A 15,914-nucleotide genomic window follows, 5' to 3' on the forward strand; every position below is an offset into this window, starting at 1 on the left:
AAAAATCAGGCCTTCAGCAAAGTTTTGCCGCCCATGTACGAAACCAGTGCTTCGGGAACGGTGATCGAGCCGTCGGCGTTCTGATAGTTCTCCAGCACGGCGACCAGCGTACGGCCCACAGCCAGGCCGGAGCCATTGAGCGTGTGCACCAGTTCGTTCTTGCCCTGCGCATTCTTGAAGCGGGCCTGCATGCGGCGCGCCTGGAAGGCTTCGCAGTTGGAGACCGAGCTGATTTCGCGATAGGTGCCCTGTGCCGGCACCCAGACTTCGAGGTCATAGGTCTTGGCGGAGCCAAAGCCCATGTCGCCCGTGCACAGGCTCATCACGCGGTACGGCAGACCCAACTTCTGCAGCACGGCTTCGGCGTGACCGGTCATCTCTTCCAGCGCTTCATAGCTTTTTTCGGGATGCACGATCTGCACCATCTCGACCTTGTCGAACTGGTGCTGACGGATCAGACCGCGCGTGTCGCGACCGCCGGAGCCGGCTTCGGAACGGAAGCAGGGGCTGTGTGCGGTCAGCTTGATGGGCAGGCGGTCTTCAGCCAGCACTTCGTCGCGCACCAGATTCGTCAGCGGCACTTCGGCCGTGGGAATCAGGTACAGAGCCGCGGTATCGGGCAGAGGCTCGGCATCCTGGCCGCCCTTCTGGGCAGCAAACAGATCGCCTTCGAACTTGGGCAGTTGGCCCGTACCCTTGAGCGAATCGCTGTTGACGATGTAAGGCACATAGCATTCGGTGTAGCCATGCTGCTCGGTCTGCAGATCCAGCATGAACTGGGCAAGCGCACGGTGCAGGCGCGCGATCTGGCCCTGCATCACGGTGAAGCGGGCACCGGAGAGCTTGACGCCGGCTTCGAAGTCCAGGCCGATGGGCGCACCCAGATCGACGTGATCCTTGATCTCGAAGTCGAAATTCCTCGGCGTGCCGAAGCGGCGCACTTCCACATTGCCTTCTTCGTCGGCGCCCACGGGCACGGACTCATGAGGCAGATTGGGCACGGCCGCCAGCATGGCCTGCAGCTCGGTCTGGATCTGGTCCAGGCGCGTGGCCGATTGTTCCAGCTCGGTCTTCATGGCGGCCACTTCGGCCTTGGCGGCTTCGGCGGCGTCCTTTTCGCCCTTGCCCATCAACATGCCGATCTGCTTGGACAGCTGGTTGCGCTTGGACTGCAGCTCCTCCGTGCGCGTCTGGATGGACTTGCGTTCGGATTCCAGCGCCTTGAAGGCTTCCACGTTCAGGAAGGCTTGGGGGTTCTTGCGGGTTTGCAGTCGGGCGACGACTGAATCCAGGTCTTTGCGGAGAAGTTGAATGTCGAGCATAGAGGGGGATTTTAGAGCGACTGGCCGCACCCGGCCGATACACGGGGGATGGCAGCAGTCAGCTATCAAAAGCAAAGCGCCTTGCGCAGGCCATTCATAGATTTTCAGATAAAACCCATCTGGAATCTTTGAATACCATGCGCAAGGCGCTATGAAGTTGCAAGCAGTCAGCTTGCCATGACTCAATGTCCGGTCTCGGGCGCCTTGCGCACTTCGATCTCCAGGCCCGTGGCCGCGTCGATCTTCAGACCCTTGGGCAGCGGGAACTTGATGGTTTCCTCGATGCCGTCCATCTTGCGCACGGCGACGGCCCCCAGTTGCCGGATGCGGGCGATGACCTCGTCGACCAGCACTTCGGGCGCCGAGGCACCAGCGGTCAGGCCCACGCGGGCCGCATCGGCAAACCACTCTTCCCTGAGCTCGAGCGCGTTGTCCACCATATAGGCGGGCGTGCCCAGACGATCGGCCAGCTCGCGCAGGCGATTGCTGTTGGAGCTGGTCGGGCTGCCGACGACGATGACCAGATCCACCTGGGGTGCCAGCACCTTCACGGCGTCCTGGCGGTTCTGCGTGGCATAGCAGATGTCCTGCTGCTTGGGCTCGCGCACCAGCGGAAAGCGTGCCTTGATGGCGGCCTTGATGCCTGCGGCATCATCGACCGACAGAGTGGTCTGCGTCACCACGGCCAGCTTTTCGGTCTGGCGCGGCGCCACCTTGGCCACATCGCCCTCGTCCTCGACCAGGTGAATGCCTTCGGAGAGCTGGCCCATGGTGCCTTCGACCTCCGGATGGCCCTTGTGGCCGATCATGAGGAATTCGTAGCCTTCCTTGGCCAGCTTGGCGACTTCCACATGCACCTTGGTGACCAGCGGGCAGGTCGCATCGAAGATGGCAAAGCCGCGGCGCTCGGCCTCCTGCTGCACGGCCTTGGAGACGCCGTGGGCCGAGAAGATCAGCGTGGCGCCGGGCGGCACCTCGTCCAGCTCCTCGATGAAGATGGCGCCCTTGGCCTTGAGATCGTTGACCACAAAGCTGTTGTGCACGATCTCGTGGCGCACGTAGATGGGCGCGCCGAACTTGGCCAGCGCCCGCTCCACGATCTCGATGGCGCGATCCACCCCGGCGCAAAAGCCGCGCGGCTCGGCCAGCAGGACTTCCTTGGCTCCTACCACCTCAAAGTACCCCGATCAGCTTCACTTCAAACGTCACGGGCTGGCCGGCCAGCGGGTGGTTGAAGTCGAACAGCACGGCGCCGTCCTCGCGCACCTGCACCACGGCGCCGGCGTAGCTGCCGCTGCCGTCGGGCGTGGGGAACTGCACCACATCGCCAGCGGTGTATTGCTCATGCGGGTCGCCGAGCTCGTTCATGAGCTTGCGGGCCACCCATTGCATCATGTCGGGGTTGCGCTCGCCAAAAGCCTCGCCTGCAGGCAGCTCGAAAGTCGTGTGCGTGCCCTCGGCCAGGCCGATCAGCTTGTCTTCCATGGCCGGCGACAGCTCGCCCGCACCCAGCGACAGCGTCGCCGGCTTTTCGTTGAAGGTATTGATCACATCGCCCGCAGGGCCCGCCAGGCGGTAATGCAGCGTGAGAAAAGAGCCTGCCTGCACGACGGGCAGATCCGAAGGGGTTGCGCTTGTGGTCATGAAAGTCCCGATAAACTGGGCTGCATTGTAAGAGCGAGCCTATAACCTCTTCGCGGCTGCGTTGAGTTGGACGGCCCGCCCCTCCCCCCTTGTGCAAGCGAGCACTGACGCCCATGCCCATCAAAGACCTGCCCCTGGATGCCCAGCCGCGCGAAAAGCTCGCGCAGCGGGGCGCGGCTGCGCTCTCGGATGCCGAGCTGCTGGCCGTCATTCTGCGCACCGGCATGGCCGGCAAGACGGTGCTGCAGATGGCGCAGGAGCTGCTGGAGCTACCCGGTGATCACCAGGGAACAGGCGGTCTGGCCGGGCTGCTGGCCGCCGACTACCAGGCTTTGACAGCCGTCAAAGGCCTGGGCCCGGCCAAGCGCGCCGAGCTGATGGCCGTGCTGGAGCTGGCCCGCCGTGCCACGGCGCAGCAACTGCGCGAGCGGGAAGTGCTCTCCTCCCCCGAAGCCGTCAAGCACTATCTGCAGCTGCATCTGGCGGCCAGGCCGCACGAGGTGTTTGCCGTGCTGTTTTTGGACAGTCAGAACCGCTTGCTGGCTCTTGAAGAAATGTTTCGCGGTACCTTGACGCAAACCTCCGTCTACCCTCGTGAAGTCGTGCTGCGCGCCCTGCACCATCAGGCCGGCGCGGTGATCCTCGCGCACAACCACCCCAGCGGCAGCGTGCAGCCCAGCAGTGCCGACAGGTCTCTGACCAACACACTGAAGGCCGCCCTGGCATTGATCGATGTTCTCGTGCTCGACCACATCATCGTCGGGCCGGGCGCTGACTGCTCCATGGCCGAGGAGGGTCTGCTATGAGCCACGCACACCGCTCGCTGCAGGATCTGGCCGGCATCTCCCGCCATCTCAAGCAGATGCGCGAACAGGCCGAAACCCTGGCCCTCGCCCAGGCCGAGGCTCGTGCAGCGCGCGAGCGTGAACGCAATCTGTTTGCGCTCAGCGTCGGCAAGGTCACGCCACTGCGCTCGCGCAACGAAGTCAGCTTTCTGGAGCCGGCCCCCTCCCCGCTGCCGCTGCAGATGGTGCTGGACGAACAGAATGTGCTGCGCGAAGCCATGAGCGACGAGTTCGACGTCAGCACCCTGCTGGACGTGGACGATCAGCTGAGCTTTCGCCGCCCCGGCATCGGTCTCGACGTGACCCGCAAGCTGCGTGGCGGCCACTGGAGCATTCAGCGCCAGCTGGACCTGCACGGCCTGCGCTCGGACGAAGCCCGCGAGGCGCTGGGCCAGTTCATCCGGCTGTCGCACCGCACGGGCGTGCGCTGCGTGCGCATCGTCCACGGCAAGGGCCTGGGATCGCCGGGCCGCACCCCCGTGCTCAAGGGCAAGGTGCAGCGCTGGCTGGTCCAGAAAAAAGAAGTGCTGGCCTTTGTCCAGGCCCGCCCGGCCGAGGGTGGCGCGGGCGCGCTGGTGGTGCTGCTGCAGCCGGGCAAGCGCAAGCTGTTCTAACTGTTTTAGGATTCAATCTGATAGCCACCTGCACCTATGTGCATTGGGTTTCAGGCCTGAAACAGCTTATCTCCCCTGCGGCACGGTATTGAGCGGCAAGGGCAGCGGCCGCATATCGCGGCCGTAGATGCGGCGTATGCGTTCGGACACCGTTGGGTGGGATTCCAGCCAGTCTTCGAGGCGGCTGGCATGGGGTGTTTCGGCCAGCAGCATATGCTGCACGATGCGCTTGTCCAGCCCCTGGTGGCTGCGCGCATCCTGCTGCCAGCTGCCGTACTGCTGCTCGGCCAGCTCACGCTGCGTAAGCACCTTGCGCAGCACGCCGCCCAGCCCGTCCTTGCTGCGCGTCCACTGCACGGCGCGGGCATCGGCCAGGTATTCGCGCTGGCGCGATACGGCGGCCTTGAGCAACTGGCCGCCGAGCCAGCCGACAAAGCCCGCAGCCTGGATGAAGAGGCCGAACCATTGCGTAAGAATGCTGTCGCGCTCGCGCAGGTTCTGGCCGAAGTTGTGAATCAGCTCCAGGCCGTAGACCATGCCGGCCAGCTGCATGTTCAGGCGCGTGTCGCCCTCGCGCAGATGCGATAGCTCATGCGCCACCAGGCCCTGCATTTCCTCGCGACTGAGCTGGTCCAGCGCACCCTGGGTCACGGCGATGACGGCATCTTCCGCATCCCAGCCCGCCGCAAAGGCATTGATGGCCTCGGTCCGCGCCAGCACCGCGACCTGGGGCACAGGCCAGTGCGCCGCAATGCACATTTCATCGACGATATTGCACAGTTGCTGCTCGGCCAGCGAGCTGCCGGGCCTGGCCTCGCGCGCACCCACGCGCTGAGCCAGTTGGCGCCCACCGTGACGCAGCTGATCCAGCTCTATCCAGCAGCCGCCCAGCACCAGCAGCAAGGTCACGCCGATATTCACAGCCGCAAAGCCCGTGGGATAGTCCCAGCCGCCGAATGCCAGAGTGCCCAGCCACCAGGCCAGCATCAGGCCCAGGTGCACCGATGCCACCACGGCCAACACGCACAGGCCGAACACCAGCAGCAACCAGCGCGTGCTCCGCCTGGCATGGCGCTGTCGCTCCCAGAAACGCATGCGCTCAGAACCTGACCTGAGGAACGGCGCGCTCCTGCTCGCTCTGGGTCGAAGCCAGCATGTCCATATGCACAAAACCCACCAGCCGCGCCACGATCAGATCCGGGAACTGTCCGGCCTGGTTGTTGAATTCCAGCACCTCGTCGTTATAGGACTGACGCGCAAAACCGATGCGGTTCTCGGTACTGGTGATCTCTTCGCTGAGCTGCTGCATGCGGGCATCGGCCTTGAGCGTGGGATAGGCCTCGGCCAGCGCCATCAGACGGCCCACCTGACCGCCCAACACCTGCTCCGCAGCCATCAGAGCCCCCATGGCCTGCGCCTTGCCCGGCGACTGACGGGCCTTGTCGGCAGCGCTGACGGCCTCGCCTCGTGCTCGAATCACAGCCTCCAGCGTCTGGGCTTCGTGCTGCATATAGCCGCGTGCAACCTCCACAAGATTGGGAATCAGGTCATGACGGCGCTTGAGTTGCACGTCGATCTGCGCAAACGCGTTCTCCACCTGGTTCTTGTGCGTGCGCAAGCGGTTGTAGAGGGCAATTGCCCAGATCACGATCACCACAACCACTGCCAGCGCGATATATGCCGTCATACCCTCTCCCTGAAAATTTTCTCGCATCATAGCCAGTCCCAGAAAAAAGCCGCCGTGGCCTCTGGAGCCACGGCGGCAGTCATTGCGGCAACGCCGCCTACTTGGATAGATCGAGCTGGTATTTGCTCATGCCCTTGCCCGAGCCGTCATCGGCCGCCAGCACAGACACTCCCGTCAGGCCTGCCGCCTGGGCCACGCTCAAGGCATTGGTGCCGGAGCTGAACACCACCGGGCCGGCCGTCGTCACCTTGGCAAAGCGCCAGCTCTTGGCTGCGCCATTGGCCGCTCTGGTGATCTGCGGATTCTTGCGCACATACTCGATCACCACATCACGGTTCGCATCGGGCGATGCCCAGATGGCCGACGAGCCGTCGAGCTTGGGGATGAAGCTGGCACCGCTGGTGGCCCGGTAGTTGTTGGTGGCGATCACAAACTCCTGCGCCGTATCGATGGGCTTGCCCAGATAGCTGAGGTTCTTGATACGGCTGCCCAGCGGCTGGGTCACATCGATCTCGTACTGCACATCGGCGGTGGTGAACATATCGAAGTTGTAGCCCGGGAAGCTGCTGATCAAGGGCTGCTCGGCGGTCTTGTTCACGTCGATCTGGTTGAAGCGCTTGGCTGCAGCTTCCAGCCAGCTCTTGATGTCGGCGCCGTTGACCTTCACCGCGTATACGGTGTTGGGGTAGAGATACAGGTCGGCCGCGTTGTAGATGGCGAGCGAGCCGGCAGCCACATCGGTGAAGTCCTTGCCGCCCTGGAAGCCGGACTTGAACGGCGCGCTCACCGAGAGCACGGGCAGGCTGGCGTACTGGGGCAGATTGGCCTTGATGTAGCTGGCCACATAAGCCTGCTGGGCCTGGTTGACGATCTGGATGGCACCGGGGTCGCCCACATCGGCAAACAGCGTGCTCATGCGGAAGTCAGTGCTGCCTATGGGCGTCTTCACGTAGCTGATGGCCGCCTGATGCTGTGCCTCGATCAGCGGCGCGACGGCCGGGTCGGCATCCACAAACACCGTGGCACCCGCGGCATCCTTGTTCTGGATGTTGCGCAGCTCGCTCTTGCTGCCGGTCTTGGCCACGCTCCACTTCTTGCCGTCCCATTGCAGCGGCAGCTGGATCACGCCCAGAGCCTTGCCCCAGGAGCTGGCCATGACCGCAGGCACGCCGTTGATGGTGCCAGCCTGGTTGTCCACACCGTTCTGGCTGTAGGCAGGCTTGGCCGACAAGTCGGGGAACACGCTGTGCTGATGGCCCATGACCATGGCGTCGATGCCCGCCACCTTGGACAGATACAGGCCGGGGTTCTCCATGGTGGCCGAATAGGCCGAGCCGTCCAGACCACCGTGCAGCAGCGCCACCACCACATCGGCACCCTTGGCGCGCAACTCTGGCACGTATTTGCCGGCAGCCTCCACCGCACCTTCGGTGTAGACCTTGCCTTCGAGATAGCGCTTGTCCCAGTTCATGATGCCCGGCGTGGTGAAGCCGATCACGCCGATCTTGATGGGCAGCTTGACTTCCTTGCCGTCACTGCCCTTGGCCACCATGGTGCGCTCCAGCACGGCATAGGGCTGAACCAGCGGCTTCCTGGTCTTGCTGCTGTAGACATTGGCCAGTACGGCTGGATAGCCGTTGCCCGCGCATTTCTGGCTGGCATCCACGCCATCCACATCCAGACCGCCGCCCAGCACCTGGTTGAGAAAGGGCAGGCCGTAGTTGAATTCGTGATTGCCCAGCGTGCCCGCGTCAAAGCTCAACGCGCCCATGGCCTTGTACATGGACAGCTGCTGCGTGCAGGGGATGGGCTTGACCTCGGCCTCGTAGTCGGCCTGGGCCGTTCCCTGAATGGTGTCGCCGTTGTCCACCAGCAGCGTGTTGGCAAATTCCTTGCGAGCCGCACGGATCAGCGTGGCCGTGCGCTCGAAGCCATAGGTCTTGTCCTCGGCCAGCTTGAAATAGTCATAGCTGCGCACATTGAAGTGCAGGTCCGTGGTCTCCAGAACGGCCAGCGTCGCCGTGGCAGGCTGCGCGCTGACAGGCGTTGTGCTGCTGTCGTCGCTGCCGCCGCAGGCAGCCAGCAATGCGGCACAGCCCACGGCCGTCAGCACATGGCGGCGTTGTTGCAATGCCGAGAAGAAACCGCCCGAGCGCAGCTTTGCGCCAGGCAAATCGAAATCCTGCATGGTTGACCCTGCTTGTTGAAAAACAGGCAGTGTCGGCAGGGCTTCTTACAGCATCGTGAAGGAAATTTGACGCTTTGAAACTGGGCTCAGGAACTCAGGCGCCGCGATTGCGCATCCAGTCCGCCGTGTTCATGAAGCTGGCCTTGAGACGCGTGCGCAAGGCCTCGGGCACCTCGGTCTCGCCCATGGCCTGATCCATGCACGCCACCCACTGGTCGCGCTCCTGGATGCCGATGGAAAACGGCATATGGCGCATGCGCAGACGCGGATGGCCGAAACGATCCTGATAATAGTCGGGGCCGCCCAGCCAGCCGCAGAGAAACCAGAACAGCTTCTGGCGCGCGTCGGCCAGCGTGCTGCCATGGGCGGCGCGCAGCTCCTTGTAGCCGGGCTCCAGATCCATGAGGTCATAGAAGCGGGTCACCAGTTGCTGGACTTTCTCTTCCCCGCCTATCCATTCGTAGGGGGTGTCAAACGGGGGCTTTTCTTCAATCTGCATGTGTAGCGGCTTTGCGAGTCAGTCCCGATTGTCGGACATGCTGCATGTCCGTACCCAAGCGCAGGAATGCGAAAACCCCAATGGCCGTCAGTACCGTCACGCAGGCCAGCACATCGAGCAAGCTGGCAAAAGCCAGGCCATAGGCCTTGAGCAGCTCGGCGGCTGATGCGTCTTGCATCAGCGCCAGCGCTCCCTGCATATTTCCGGTGACCAGCATCTGGGCCACGGCCGAGCCATGCGGCATGGACGGCCAGATGACCGCCAGCTCCCGCGCCAGCAGCGCTGCCAGCGCCGCCCCGACCACGGCCAGGGCAATGCCTTCGCCTGCCACACGCACGGTGCTGAAGATGCCCGTGGCCATGCCGGCACGCTCGCGCGGCACCACCGTCACGGCCAGCCCGTCCATCAGTCCCCAGGGCAGTCCTATGCCCAGACCGATCAGCAGCAGCGGCGCGGCCATCTGCGTCAGGTCCGAGTCTGGCGCACAGCGCCCCAGCCACAGCAGGCCCGCGGCGCAGACCAGCAGCCCCGCGCCGCACAACAGGGCCGCCGACAGCCAGCGCGAGAGCCAGCCCGCCAGCAGCGGTACGAACAGCATGGGCAGCGACAGCACGAACATGCGCTGCCCGGCCGCGAGCGGTGCCAGACCTTCCACTCCGATAAAACGCAGAGGCAGCAGCACCAGCAGCACGACAAATCCATACGCGGGCGCAGCGGCCAGCAGTTGCACACCGACAAAGCGCGGATAGCGGAACAGCGACAGATCCAGCATGGGATGGGGGCTGCGTCGCTCGATCTGTACAAAGGCCGCTGCCGCCAGCAGGGCGGCCGCCAGCGGCAGCCATGTGCGGCCATGCGACCAGCCCGTTTCCGGGACTTGCAGCATGCCCCAGGTCAGCAGGGCCAGCGCCAGCGTGAACGACAGCGCGCCCGGCAGGTCCAGCCGCTGTGCCTGCGGATTGCGCGACTCCGGCATATGGTGCAGACCCAGCAGCAGCGCAGCGAATGCCGCGGCGGCTGCGCTGAGCACCACGCTGCGCCAGCCCCAGCTTTGCAGCAACCAGCCCGACAGCAATGGCCCGAAGGCCAGCCCGACACCAAAGGAGGTACCCACGAAACTGAAAGCCCGGGTACGCCTGGCACCATCGTAGGCCTGGGCCAGGCCTGCCGTGCCTGCCGCCAGTGCAGCAGCCGCCCCCAGTCCCTGCAGCGCCCGCAGCAGATCGAAGCCGATGATGGCCCCCTTGCCCTGCAGGCAGACCTGCAGCAGCACGCTGCCAACCACGGCTGCCAGCCCCGCAAGAAACACACGCCGCCGCCCGTAGATGTCGGCCAGTGCTCCTGCCGCCATCAGAGTGGAGCCGAAACTCAGCATGAAGGCATTGGTGACCCAGTTCAGCGCCAGAGGGCCACCGCCCAGAGCCTCACGCAGCGCCGGCAGCGCCACGGCCGGCCCGGTAAAGCTCAGCGGCATGGCCAGCGCGGCCAGGCAGACCGACAGCAGCACCCAGACAGGCGATGCGCGGCGGGTGCAAAAAGAAAGGTCCGCGTGCGGGCGGGATGGGGAAGTGGGGCAAGACATGGAGGGCTGGCGTCGTGAATCAATCAGACATGAAAGATAAAAGCTCTCCAATGAAACGAAAATAGCGTTAGAACTCCCCACAATCCCAACCAAAGGTTGCCAATTACCATGGACAGCTTCAGCGGACTTGAGTCCTTTGTACGTGCCGCCGATCTTCTGAGCTTTGCCGAGGCCGGTCGCGCACTCGGCATCTCGGCCTCGGCCGTGGGCAAGAACGTGGCGCGCCTGGAGCAGCAGCTAGGCCTGCGCCTGTTCCATCGCACCACGCGCCAGGTTCGCCTCACTCAGGAAGGCAGCCTGTTCCACGAGCGCTGCCGGCGCATCCTCGACGAGCTGCACGATGCACGCGCCGCCATGCAGGCCGCTGCCGAGGCGCCACGCGGCCGGCTGCGCGTGAGCCTGCCCACTATCGGCTACCGTTTTCTGCTGCCCGTGCTGCCCGAATTTCAGGCCCGCTATCCCGAGGTGGAGCTGGATCTGGACTTCAACGACCATCTGGTCGATGTCGTCGAAGCCGGCCTCGATGTGGTCATCCGCAGCGGCGAGCTGGCCGACTCGCGGCTGGTGGCCCGCCGACTCGGGCCGTTTCGCTTCATTCTGGCAGCCTCGCCGGCCTATCTGTCCGAGCGCGGCCTGCCGCTGACGCCGGCCGACCTTGCCGGACACAGCAGCCTGCGCTATCGCTTTCTGAACAGCGGCAAGCTCGAAGAGTGGATGCTGCCCGGACTGCCGGCCATGCCCATCGCCCTGGTCTGCAACAATATGGAAGCCATGCTGGGCGCAGCCGTCTCAGGCCTGGGCCTGGCCTATATGCCCGACTTCCTGGCCCGCGACGCACTGGCGCGTGGCGAGCTCCAGCAGGTGCTGGCCGAGCAGCTCACGCATAGCGGGCAGTTCTCGGCACTCTGGCCCTCCAGTCGCCAGCTCTCGCCCAAGGTCCGGGCTTTTGTGGACTTTGCGAGCGAGCGGCTGTTCAAGGGCTAGCCTTAGAACATTCTTATTCCGCCGCCTGGCGCAGCGTGATCATCACGGGGCGGCTGACCACCTCGCGCAAGGCCCACCAGCCGGCCAGCCAGGCCAGCAATGCGCCCGCCAGCGCGCCCACCAGGGGCACCCACCAGAGCACATTCCACTCGAAATCAAACACCCAGCGCGCCAGCGCCCAGCCCACGGCAAGGGCCACGCAGCTGGCCAGAAAGCCGGCCATCAGGCCCACTCCGGCCAGCTCGGCGCTCTGCACCTGCTGCAGCAGGCCCGACCTGGCTCCCACGGCGCGCATGATGGCGTATTCGCGCGCTCTTTCCTCACGCGTGCCGGTGACGGAAGCAAACAGCACGACCAGCCCCGCCACCAGCGTGAAGCCGAACAGAAACTCCACGGCGCGTATGACCTGGTCCATCACCTGCTGCACCTGGGCCAGCGTGCTGCTCAGATCGACATTGGTGATGTTGGGAAATTCATTGACCAGCGCATTGTCAAAGCCCTTGATATCGGGCGCGCGATAGGCCGCCAGATAGGTCACGGCCACGTTCTCCAGGTGCTGCACGGGGTAGATCACAAAGAAGTTGGCGCGCATGGAACTCCAGTCCACCTTGCGCAGACTGGTGATGCGGGCTTCACTTTCCTCGCCGCCGATATCGAAGCGCAGCGTATCGCCCAGCTTCAAGCCCAGGGTCTTGGCAATGCCTTCCTCCATGCTGATCGCGCCCTGCTCGCCCGCCTGCCAGCGGCCGCCCACGATCTGGTTGTGATCCGGCATGGTTTCGGCAGCGGAGATATTGAACTCCCGGTCCACCAGTCGCTTGGCGCGATCCTCCTCATAATCATCGGGGCTGACAGCCTTGTCGTTAACGGCGATCAGCCGGCCGCGAATCATGGGATACCAGTCATAGCTGTGCACGCCAGCCTTTTTCAGCGCGGCCTGAAAGTCCTGCGCCTGATCGGGCTGGACATTGATCACAAAGCGGTCGGGCGCATTGGCAGGGGTGGCCTTGCGCCAGCTGGCAATCAGATCGGTGCGCAGCAGTACCAGCAGCACCAGGGCCAGCAGCCCCACGGCCAGCGAGCTGACCTGCACCACGGCATACACGGGCTTGGCCGAGACCTGGCGCGTGGCCATGACCAGCCATCGCGGCGCCGTGGCCTCATTGACCACCTGGCGCAGCAGCTTGACGGCCAGCCAGGCCAGGCCCGCGAACAGCAACACGGCGACGGCGAAGCCGCCCACGGCAATCAGGCCCAGCTTGATGTCTCGGCTAGCCACCATCAGCAAGGCCGCAAACCCCGTCACGCCCACGCCCAGCACCAGCCATGAGGCGGGTTTGAGTGCCCCCAGATCGCGCCGCATCACGCGCAGCGGTGGCACCTGGGCCAGCTGCAGCACGGGCGGCAGGCCAAACGCCAGCAACAGGGTCAGCCCCATGCCCATGCCGAACAATGCGGGCCACAGGCTCGCGCCAGGCAGGGCGGACTCGACCAGTCCGGCCAGCAGCCAGATGAAGACATGGTGCACGGCCCAGCCCAGCAGCACGCCGGCCGCGCTGGCGGCCAGGGCAATGCTCACGAATTCCACGACATAGGCCAGGGCAATACGGCGCTGACTCTGGCCGAGCACGCGCAGCATGGCCGACGCATCGAGATGGCTGTTGGCAAAAGCACGCGCCGCCAGTGCCACGGCCACAGCCGACAGCAGCGCCGATAGCAGCGCCACCAGACTCAGGAACTTCTCGGCCCTGTCCAGGGTCTGGCGCATTTCGGGGCGGCCGCTTTCCAGCGATTCCACACGCACGCCATGCAGGCTCTTGGCCAGCTCCTGCGCCCAGCCCAGATAGTCTTGCGCAGCCCGTTCTGCGCCGCGCCCGGCGTCTGCCTGCGCAGCCACGGCCAGTCGATAGGTGATGCGGCTGGCCGGCTGCACCAGGCGCGTGGCGGGCAGGTCGGCGCTGTTGATCATCACGCGCGGGGCAAAGCTCATGAAACCCGCGCCACGATCGGGCTCGATGGCGATGATGTGCGAGATATGAAAGCTCGCATCGCCCAGCAGCAGTCTGTCGCCGAGCTTCAGGCCCAGCGCCTCCAGCAGCGGCGCATCGACCCAGGCATGGCCGCTTTCGGGAATCGCCCGCACTTCCAGATCCGGCTGGCCCGTCCCCTGGTTCAGATGCAGCACGCCGCGCAACGGGTAGCCGGGCTCCACGCTTTTGAGCGCCACCAGACGGCTGGCACCACCCTGCTCCTGAGCGGCCCGCGCCATGGTCGGAAAGCTGGCCGTGGCCACGGTCTGCAGCCCCTGCTGCCTGGCCTGCTGCATAAAAACCGCGGGAGCGGGGTTGTCGCTGACCACCACCACATCGCCGCCCAGCAACTGGCGGGCGTCACGCTGCAGGCCGGCCTGCAGGCGGTCGGCAAAAAAACCCACCGAGCTCAGTGCCGCCACGGCCAGCAGCACGGCCACGATGATCAGGCGTAGCTCGCCAGCGCGCAGATCGCGCCAGAGATTGCGCAGCCCCAGAATCCAGACAGATGATGCTTGCATGGTCTGCACGATAGCGCAGCGGCCTGCCGCCATGCCAGAACTGCATGGCAATGCCATGCTTGAGCGGGACGATAATCGATGCCTTCAGACGGAGGCCAGAACGTGGAAGTGATCTTGGTGGTGGCCCTGGGGGCTGCGGTGGCAGGCTTTGTACAGGGGCTGTCGGGCTTTGCCTTCGGCATGGTGGCCATGTCGTTCTGGGCCTGGGTGCTGGAGCCGCAGCTGGCCGCCGTGCTCTCGGTGTTCGGCTCGCTGACGGGGCAGATCATTGCGGCCTTCACCGTGCGGCGCGAATTTCACTGGAAGTCGCTGCTGCCCTTCATCGCGGGCGGTCTGGCCGGCATTCCCATAGGCGTGGCCGTGATGCCGCATCTCAATATGGACTGGTTCAAGTTCGGCCTGGGCTGCCTGCTGGTGCTGTGGTGCCCCACCATGCTGCTCAGCGCCCACCTGCCCCGGCTGACGCTGGGCGGCGGCCTGCTGGCCCGCTGCAGCGATGCGATTGCGGGGCTGATCGGCGGCGCCATGGGTGGGCTGGGCGGCTTCAGCGGCACCGTGCCCACGCTGTGGTGCACGCTGCGCGGCTTTGAGCGCCATGTGCAACGCACGGTGATCCAGAACTTCAACCTCTCGGTGCTGGCCGTCACCATGGCCAGCTATCTGGCCACCGGCCTGGTCAAGCCCGCCATGTGGCCCTCGTTCGCCATCGTGCTGCCGGCCGTGCTGGTGCCCGTGATCTTCGGCACCCGCGTCTACAAAGGCGTGAGCGATGCCCGCTTTCGCCAGATCGTGCTGAGCCTGCTGACCTGCTCGGGCATCGCCATGCTGGCGGCGTCCGTGCCGCGGCTGTTCCTGGCACCGTAACGTAAAACTGCCTACGGCAAGGCTGATCGCAAGCCACTACCATCTGCGGCATGAATGCCGCGCCTACTGCCCCCACACCTGAACTGACCGCCTTTGCCCACGCCATCCCCAAGATGGAGTTGCACTGCCATCTGCTGGGCACGGTCAGAAAAAACACCTTCATCGAACTGGTGCAGCGCGCCAAGGCGCCGCTGACTGCCGAAGAGATCGAGGCTTTCTACACGCGCGGCGAAAAGCCCGTGGGCGTGCTGCGCGTGCTGCGCGCACTCGACGAGTGGCTGCTGCAGACGCCGGCCGATCTGGAGCGCATTACCTATGAATATCTGCAGGATGCCGCTGCCCACCATGTGCGCTATGCCGAATTCTTCTGGAACCCCACGGGCACGGTGCAATGCTCGGGCATGAGCTATGCCGCCGCCCAGCAAGCCATCCTGGCCGGCGCCGCAGCCGCGCAAAAGGATTGCGGCATACGTGGCCGCCTGGTGCCGTCCATCGACCGCGAAGCCCCGGCCGAGGCCGCCGTGCAGATGGTGCAATGGATGCTGGACAACCGCCACGACGATGTGCCCGGCATCGGCATCGACTACCGCGAAAACGAGCGCCCGCCCGAGCTGTTTGTCGAAGCCTATGCGCTGGCGCGTCGCAACGGCCTCAAGACCACAGCCCATGCCAGCGAGTTCGGCCTGCCCTGGAACAATCTGCAAACGGCCATAGAGACTCTCAAGGTGGACCGCGTCGACCACGGCTACACCGTCATCGACAACCCCGAGCTGGCCCGGCGCTGCGCCGATCTGGGCATTGTGTTCACCGTGGTGCCGACCAATTCCTACTACCTGCGCACGCTGGCACCCGAGCGCTGGGCGCTGGACCACCCGATACGCCAGATGCCCGGCCTGGGCCTTCGCGTGCATCCCAACACCGACGACCCCACGCTGCACCATGTGGACCCCACAGGGGCCTGGACCAAGATGGTCAGCGACTTTGGTTTTTCGATTGCCGACCTCAGGGACTTCATGCTCAACGGCATCGATGCGGCCTGGATAGACGAGAGCGAAAAGCGCAGCCTGCGCCAGCAGTGGAGCGCAGAGTTCGATGCATTGAGCAGCACACACCACTTCTAATCAAATATCGCTG

The 15,914-nt window shown here is 64.8% G+C and carries 14 protein-coding genes; 5 read left to right on the top strand and 9 right to left on the bottom strand.

Annotated elements, in window-relative coordinates; all coding sequences use genetic code 11:
- Positions 1-5 precede the first annotated feature (5 nt).
- The 3 genes from serS to ACWGXF_RS16875 form a co-directional block, all read right to left on the bottom strand.
- Positions 6-1,322 (bottom strand): serine--tRNA ligase, encoded by a 1,317-nt coding sequence (serS, locus tag ACWGXF_RS16865; RefSeq protein WP_003065910.1) that lies wholly within the window; start codon positions 1,320-1,322, stop codon positions 6-8.
- Positions 1,323-1,504: 182 nt separating this feature from the next.
- Positions 1,505-2,494, bottom strand: a complete 990-nt coding sequence (gene ispH / locus ACWGXF_RS16870) for a 4-hydroxy-3-methylbut-2-enyl diphosphate reductase (RefSeq protein WP_452102150.1) — start codon at positions 2,492-2,494, stop codon at positions 1,505-1,507.
- 1 nt (position 2,495) lies between these two features.
- Positions 2,496-2,966, bottom strand: a complete 471-nt coding sequence (locus ACWGXF_RS16875) for an FKBP-type peptidyl-prolyl cis-trans isomerase (RefSeq protein WP_003052041.1) — start codon at positions 2,964-2,966, stop codon at positions 2,496-2,498.
- Positions 2,967-3,079: 113 nt separating this feature from the next.
- Here ACWGXF_RS16875 and radC point away from each other — a divergent pair, with 113 nt between their 5' ends.
- Complete coding sequence (gene radC, locus ACWGXF_RS16880) at positions 3,080-3,772, top strand: RadC family protein (RefSeq protein ID WP_452102151.1); 693 nt, start codon at positions 3,080-3,082, stop codon at positions 3,770-3,772.
- Entirely contained in the window at positions 3,769-4,425 is a 657-nt protein-coding gene (locus ACWGXF_RS16885; protein WP_202788490.1) for a Smr/MutS family protein, read from the top strand. Before radC ends, ACWGXF_RS16885 begins: the two co-directional genes overlap by 4 nt.
- A gap of 66 nt (positions 4,426-4,491) precedes the next feature.
- Here the strand turns inward: ACWGXF_RS16885 and ACWGXF_RS16890 are convergent, their stop codons facing one another.
- The 5 genes from ACWGXF_RS16890 to ACWGXF_RS16910 all read right to left on the bottom strand — a co-directional run bounded on the left by ACWGXF_RS16890 (position 4,492) and on the right by ACWGXF_RS16910 (position 10,273).
- Complete coding sequence (locus ACWGXF_RS16890) at positions 4,492-5,520, bottom strand: M48 family metalloprotease (RefSeq protein ID WP_012839605.1); 1,029 nt, start codon at positions 5,518-5,520, stop codon at positions 4,492-4,494.
- A gap of 4 nt (positions 5,521-5,524) precedes the next feature.
- Positions 5,525-6,112: a LemA family protein gene (locus ACWGXF_RS16895; RefSeq protein ID WP_034391628.1), complete on the bottom strand. Its 588-nt coding sequence runs from the start codon at positions 6,110-6,112 to the stop codon at positions 5,525-5,527.
- A 97-nt stretch (positions 6,113-6,209) separates the two neighbouring features.
- Positions 6,210-8,300 (bottom strand): bifunctional 2',3'-cyclic-nucleotide 2'-phosphodiesterase/3'-nucleotidase, encoded by a 2,091-nt coding sequence (locus ACWGXF_RS16900; protein ID WP_452102152.1) that lies wholly within the window; start codon positions 8,298-8,300, stop codon positions 6,210-6,212.
- Positions 8,301-8,394: 94 nt separating this feature from the next.
- Positions 8,395-8,799, bottom strand: coding sequence for a group II truncated hemoglobin (locus tag ACWGXF_RS16905; RefSeq protein ID WP_003065899.1), 405 nt, complete (start codon positions 8,797-8,799; stop codon positions 8,395-8,397).
- Positions 8,789-10,273 carry an MFS transporter gene (locus tag ACWGXF_RS16910; RefSeq protein ID WP_256631275.1) on the bottom strand — a complete coding sequence of 495 codons (1,485 nt, stop codon included), beginning with the start codon at positions 10,271-10,273 and terminating at the stop codon, positions 8,789-8,791. The genes ACWGXF_RS16905 and ACWGXF_RS16910 overlap by 11 nt, the downstream gene beginning before the upstream one ends.
- A gap of 216 nt (positions 10,274-10,489) precedes the next feature.
- Between ACWGXF_RS16910 and ACWGXF_RS16915 the strand changes: the two genes are divergently transcribed.
- Positions 10,490-11,365 carry a LysR family transcriptional regulator gene (locus ACWGXF_RS16915; RefSeq protein WP_034391633.1) on the top strand — a complete coding sequence of 292 codons (876 nt, stop codon included), beginning with the start codon at positions 10,490-10,492 and terminating at the stop codon, positions 11,363-11,365.
- 13 nt (positions 11,366-11,378) lie between these two features.
- On the opposite strand, the gene ACWGXF_RS16920 is transcribed toward ACWGXF_RS16915, so the two are convergent.
- Positions 11,379-13,949, bottom strand: a complete 2,571-nt coding sequence (locus ACWGXF_RS16920; RefSeq protein WP_256628466.1) for an ABC transporter permease — start codon at positions 13,947-13,949, stop codon at positions 11,379-11,381.
- 45 nt (positions 13,950-13,994) lie between these two features.
- On the opposite strand from ACWGXF_RS16920, the gene ACWGXF_RS16925 reads away from it, so the two are divergent.
- Positions 13,995-14,780 (top strand): sulfite exporter TauE/SafE family protein, encoded by a 786-nt coding sequence (locus tag ACWGXF_RS16925; RefSeq protein WP_034355658.1) that lies wholly within the window; start codon positions 13,995-13,997, stop codon positions 14,778-14,780.
- Positions 14,781-14,830: 50 nt separating this feature from the next.
- Complete coding sequence (locus tag ACWGXF_RS16930; RefSeq protein ID WP_012839613.1) at positions 14,831-15,901, top strand: adenosine deaminase family protein; 1,071 nt, start codon at positions 14,831-14,833, stop codon at positions 15,899-15,901.
- The last annotated feature ends 13 nt before the right edge of the window (positions 15,902-15,914 follow it).

Source organism: Comamonas sp. HJ-2, from assembly GCF_053615495.1.

Bases quoted from the DNA above. Each gene is read 5' to 3' on its own strand.
- radC (WP_452102151.1), top strand. From the start codon at position 3,080: ATGCCCATCAAAGACCTGCCCCTGGATGCCCAGCCGCGCGAAAAGCTC.
- serS (WP_003065910.1), bottom strand. From the start codon at position 1,322: ATGCTCGACATTCAACTTCTCCGCAAAGACCTGGATTCAGTCGTCGCC.
- ACWGXF_RS16925 (WP_034355658.1), top strand. From the start codon at position 13,995: ATGCCTTCAGACGGAGGCCAGAACGTGGAAGTGATCTTGGTGGTGGCC.
- ACWGXF_RS16905 (WP_003065899.1), bottom strand. From the start codon at position 8,799: ATGCAGATTGAAGAAAAGCCCCCGTTTGACACCCCCTACGAATGGATA.
- ACWGXF_RS16875 (WP_003052041.1), bottom strand. From the start codon at position 2,966: ATGACCACAAGCGCAACCCCTTCGGATCTGCCCGTCGTGCAGGCAGGC.
- ACWGXF_RS16895 (WP_034391628.1), bottom strand. From the start codon at position 6,112: ATGACGGCATATATCGCGCTGGCAGTGGTTGTGGTGATCGTGATCTGG.
- ACWGXF_RS16920 (WP_256628466.1), bottom strand. From the start codon at position 13,949: ATGGCGGCAGGCCGCTGCGCTATCGTGCAGACCATGCAAGCATCATCT.
- ACWGXF_RS16915 (WP_034391633.1), top strand. From the start codon at position 10,490: ATGGACAGCTTCAGCGGACTTGAGTCCTTTGTACGTGCCGCCGATCTT.
- ACWGXF_RS16910 (WP_256631275.1), bottom strand. From the start codon at position 10,273: ATGCCGCTGAGCTTTACCGGGCCGGCCGTGGCGCTGCCGGCGCTGCGT.
- ACWGXF_RS16885 (WP_202788490.1), top strand. From the start codon at position 3,769: ATGAGCCACGCACACCGCTCGCTGCAGGATCTGGCCGGCATCTCCCGC.
- ACWGXF_RS16930 (WP_012839613.1), top strand. From the start codon at position 14,831: ATGAATGCCGCGCCTACTGCCCCCACACCTGAACTGACCGCCTTTGCC.
- ACWGXF_RS16900 (WP_452102152.1), bottom strand. From the start codon at position 8,300: ATGCAGGATTTCGATTTGCCTGGCGCAAAGCTGCGCTCGGGCGGTTTC.
- ACWGXF_RS16890 (WP_012839605.1), bottom strand. From the start codon at position 5,520: ATGCGTTTCTGGGAGCGACAGCGCCATGCCAGGCGGAGCACGCGCTGG.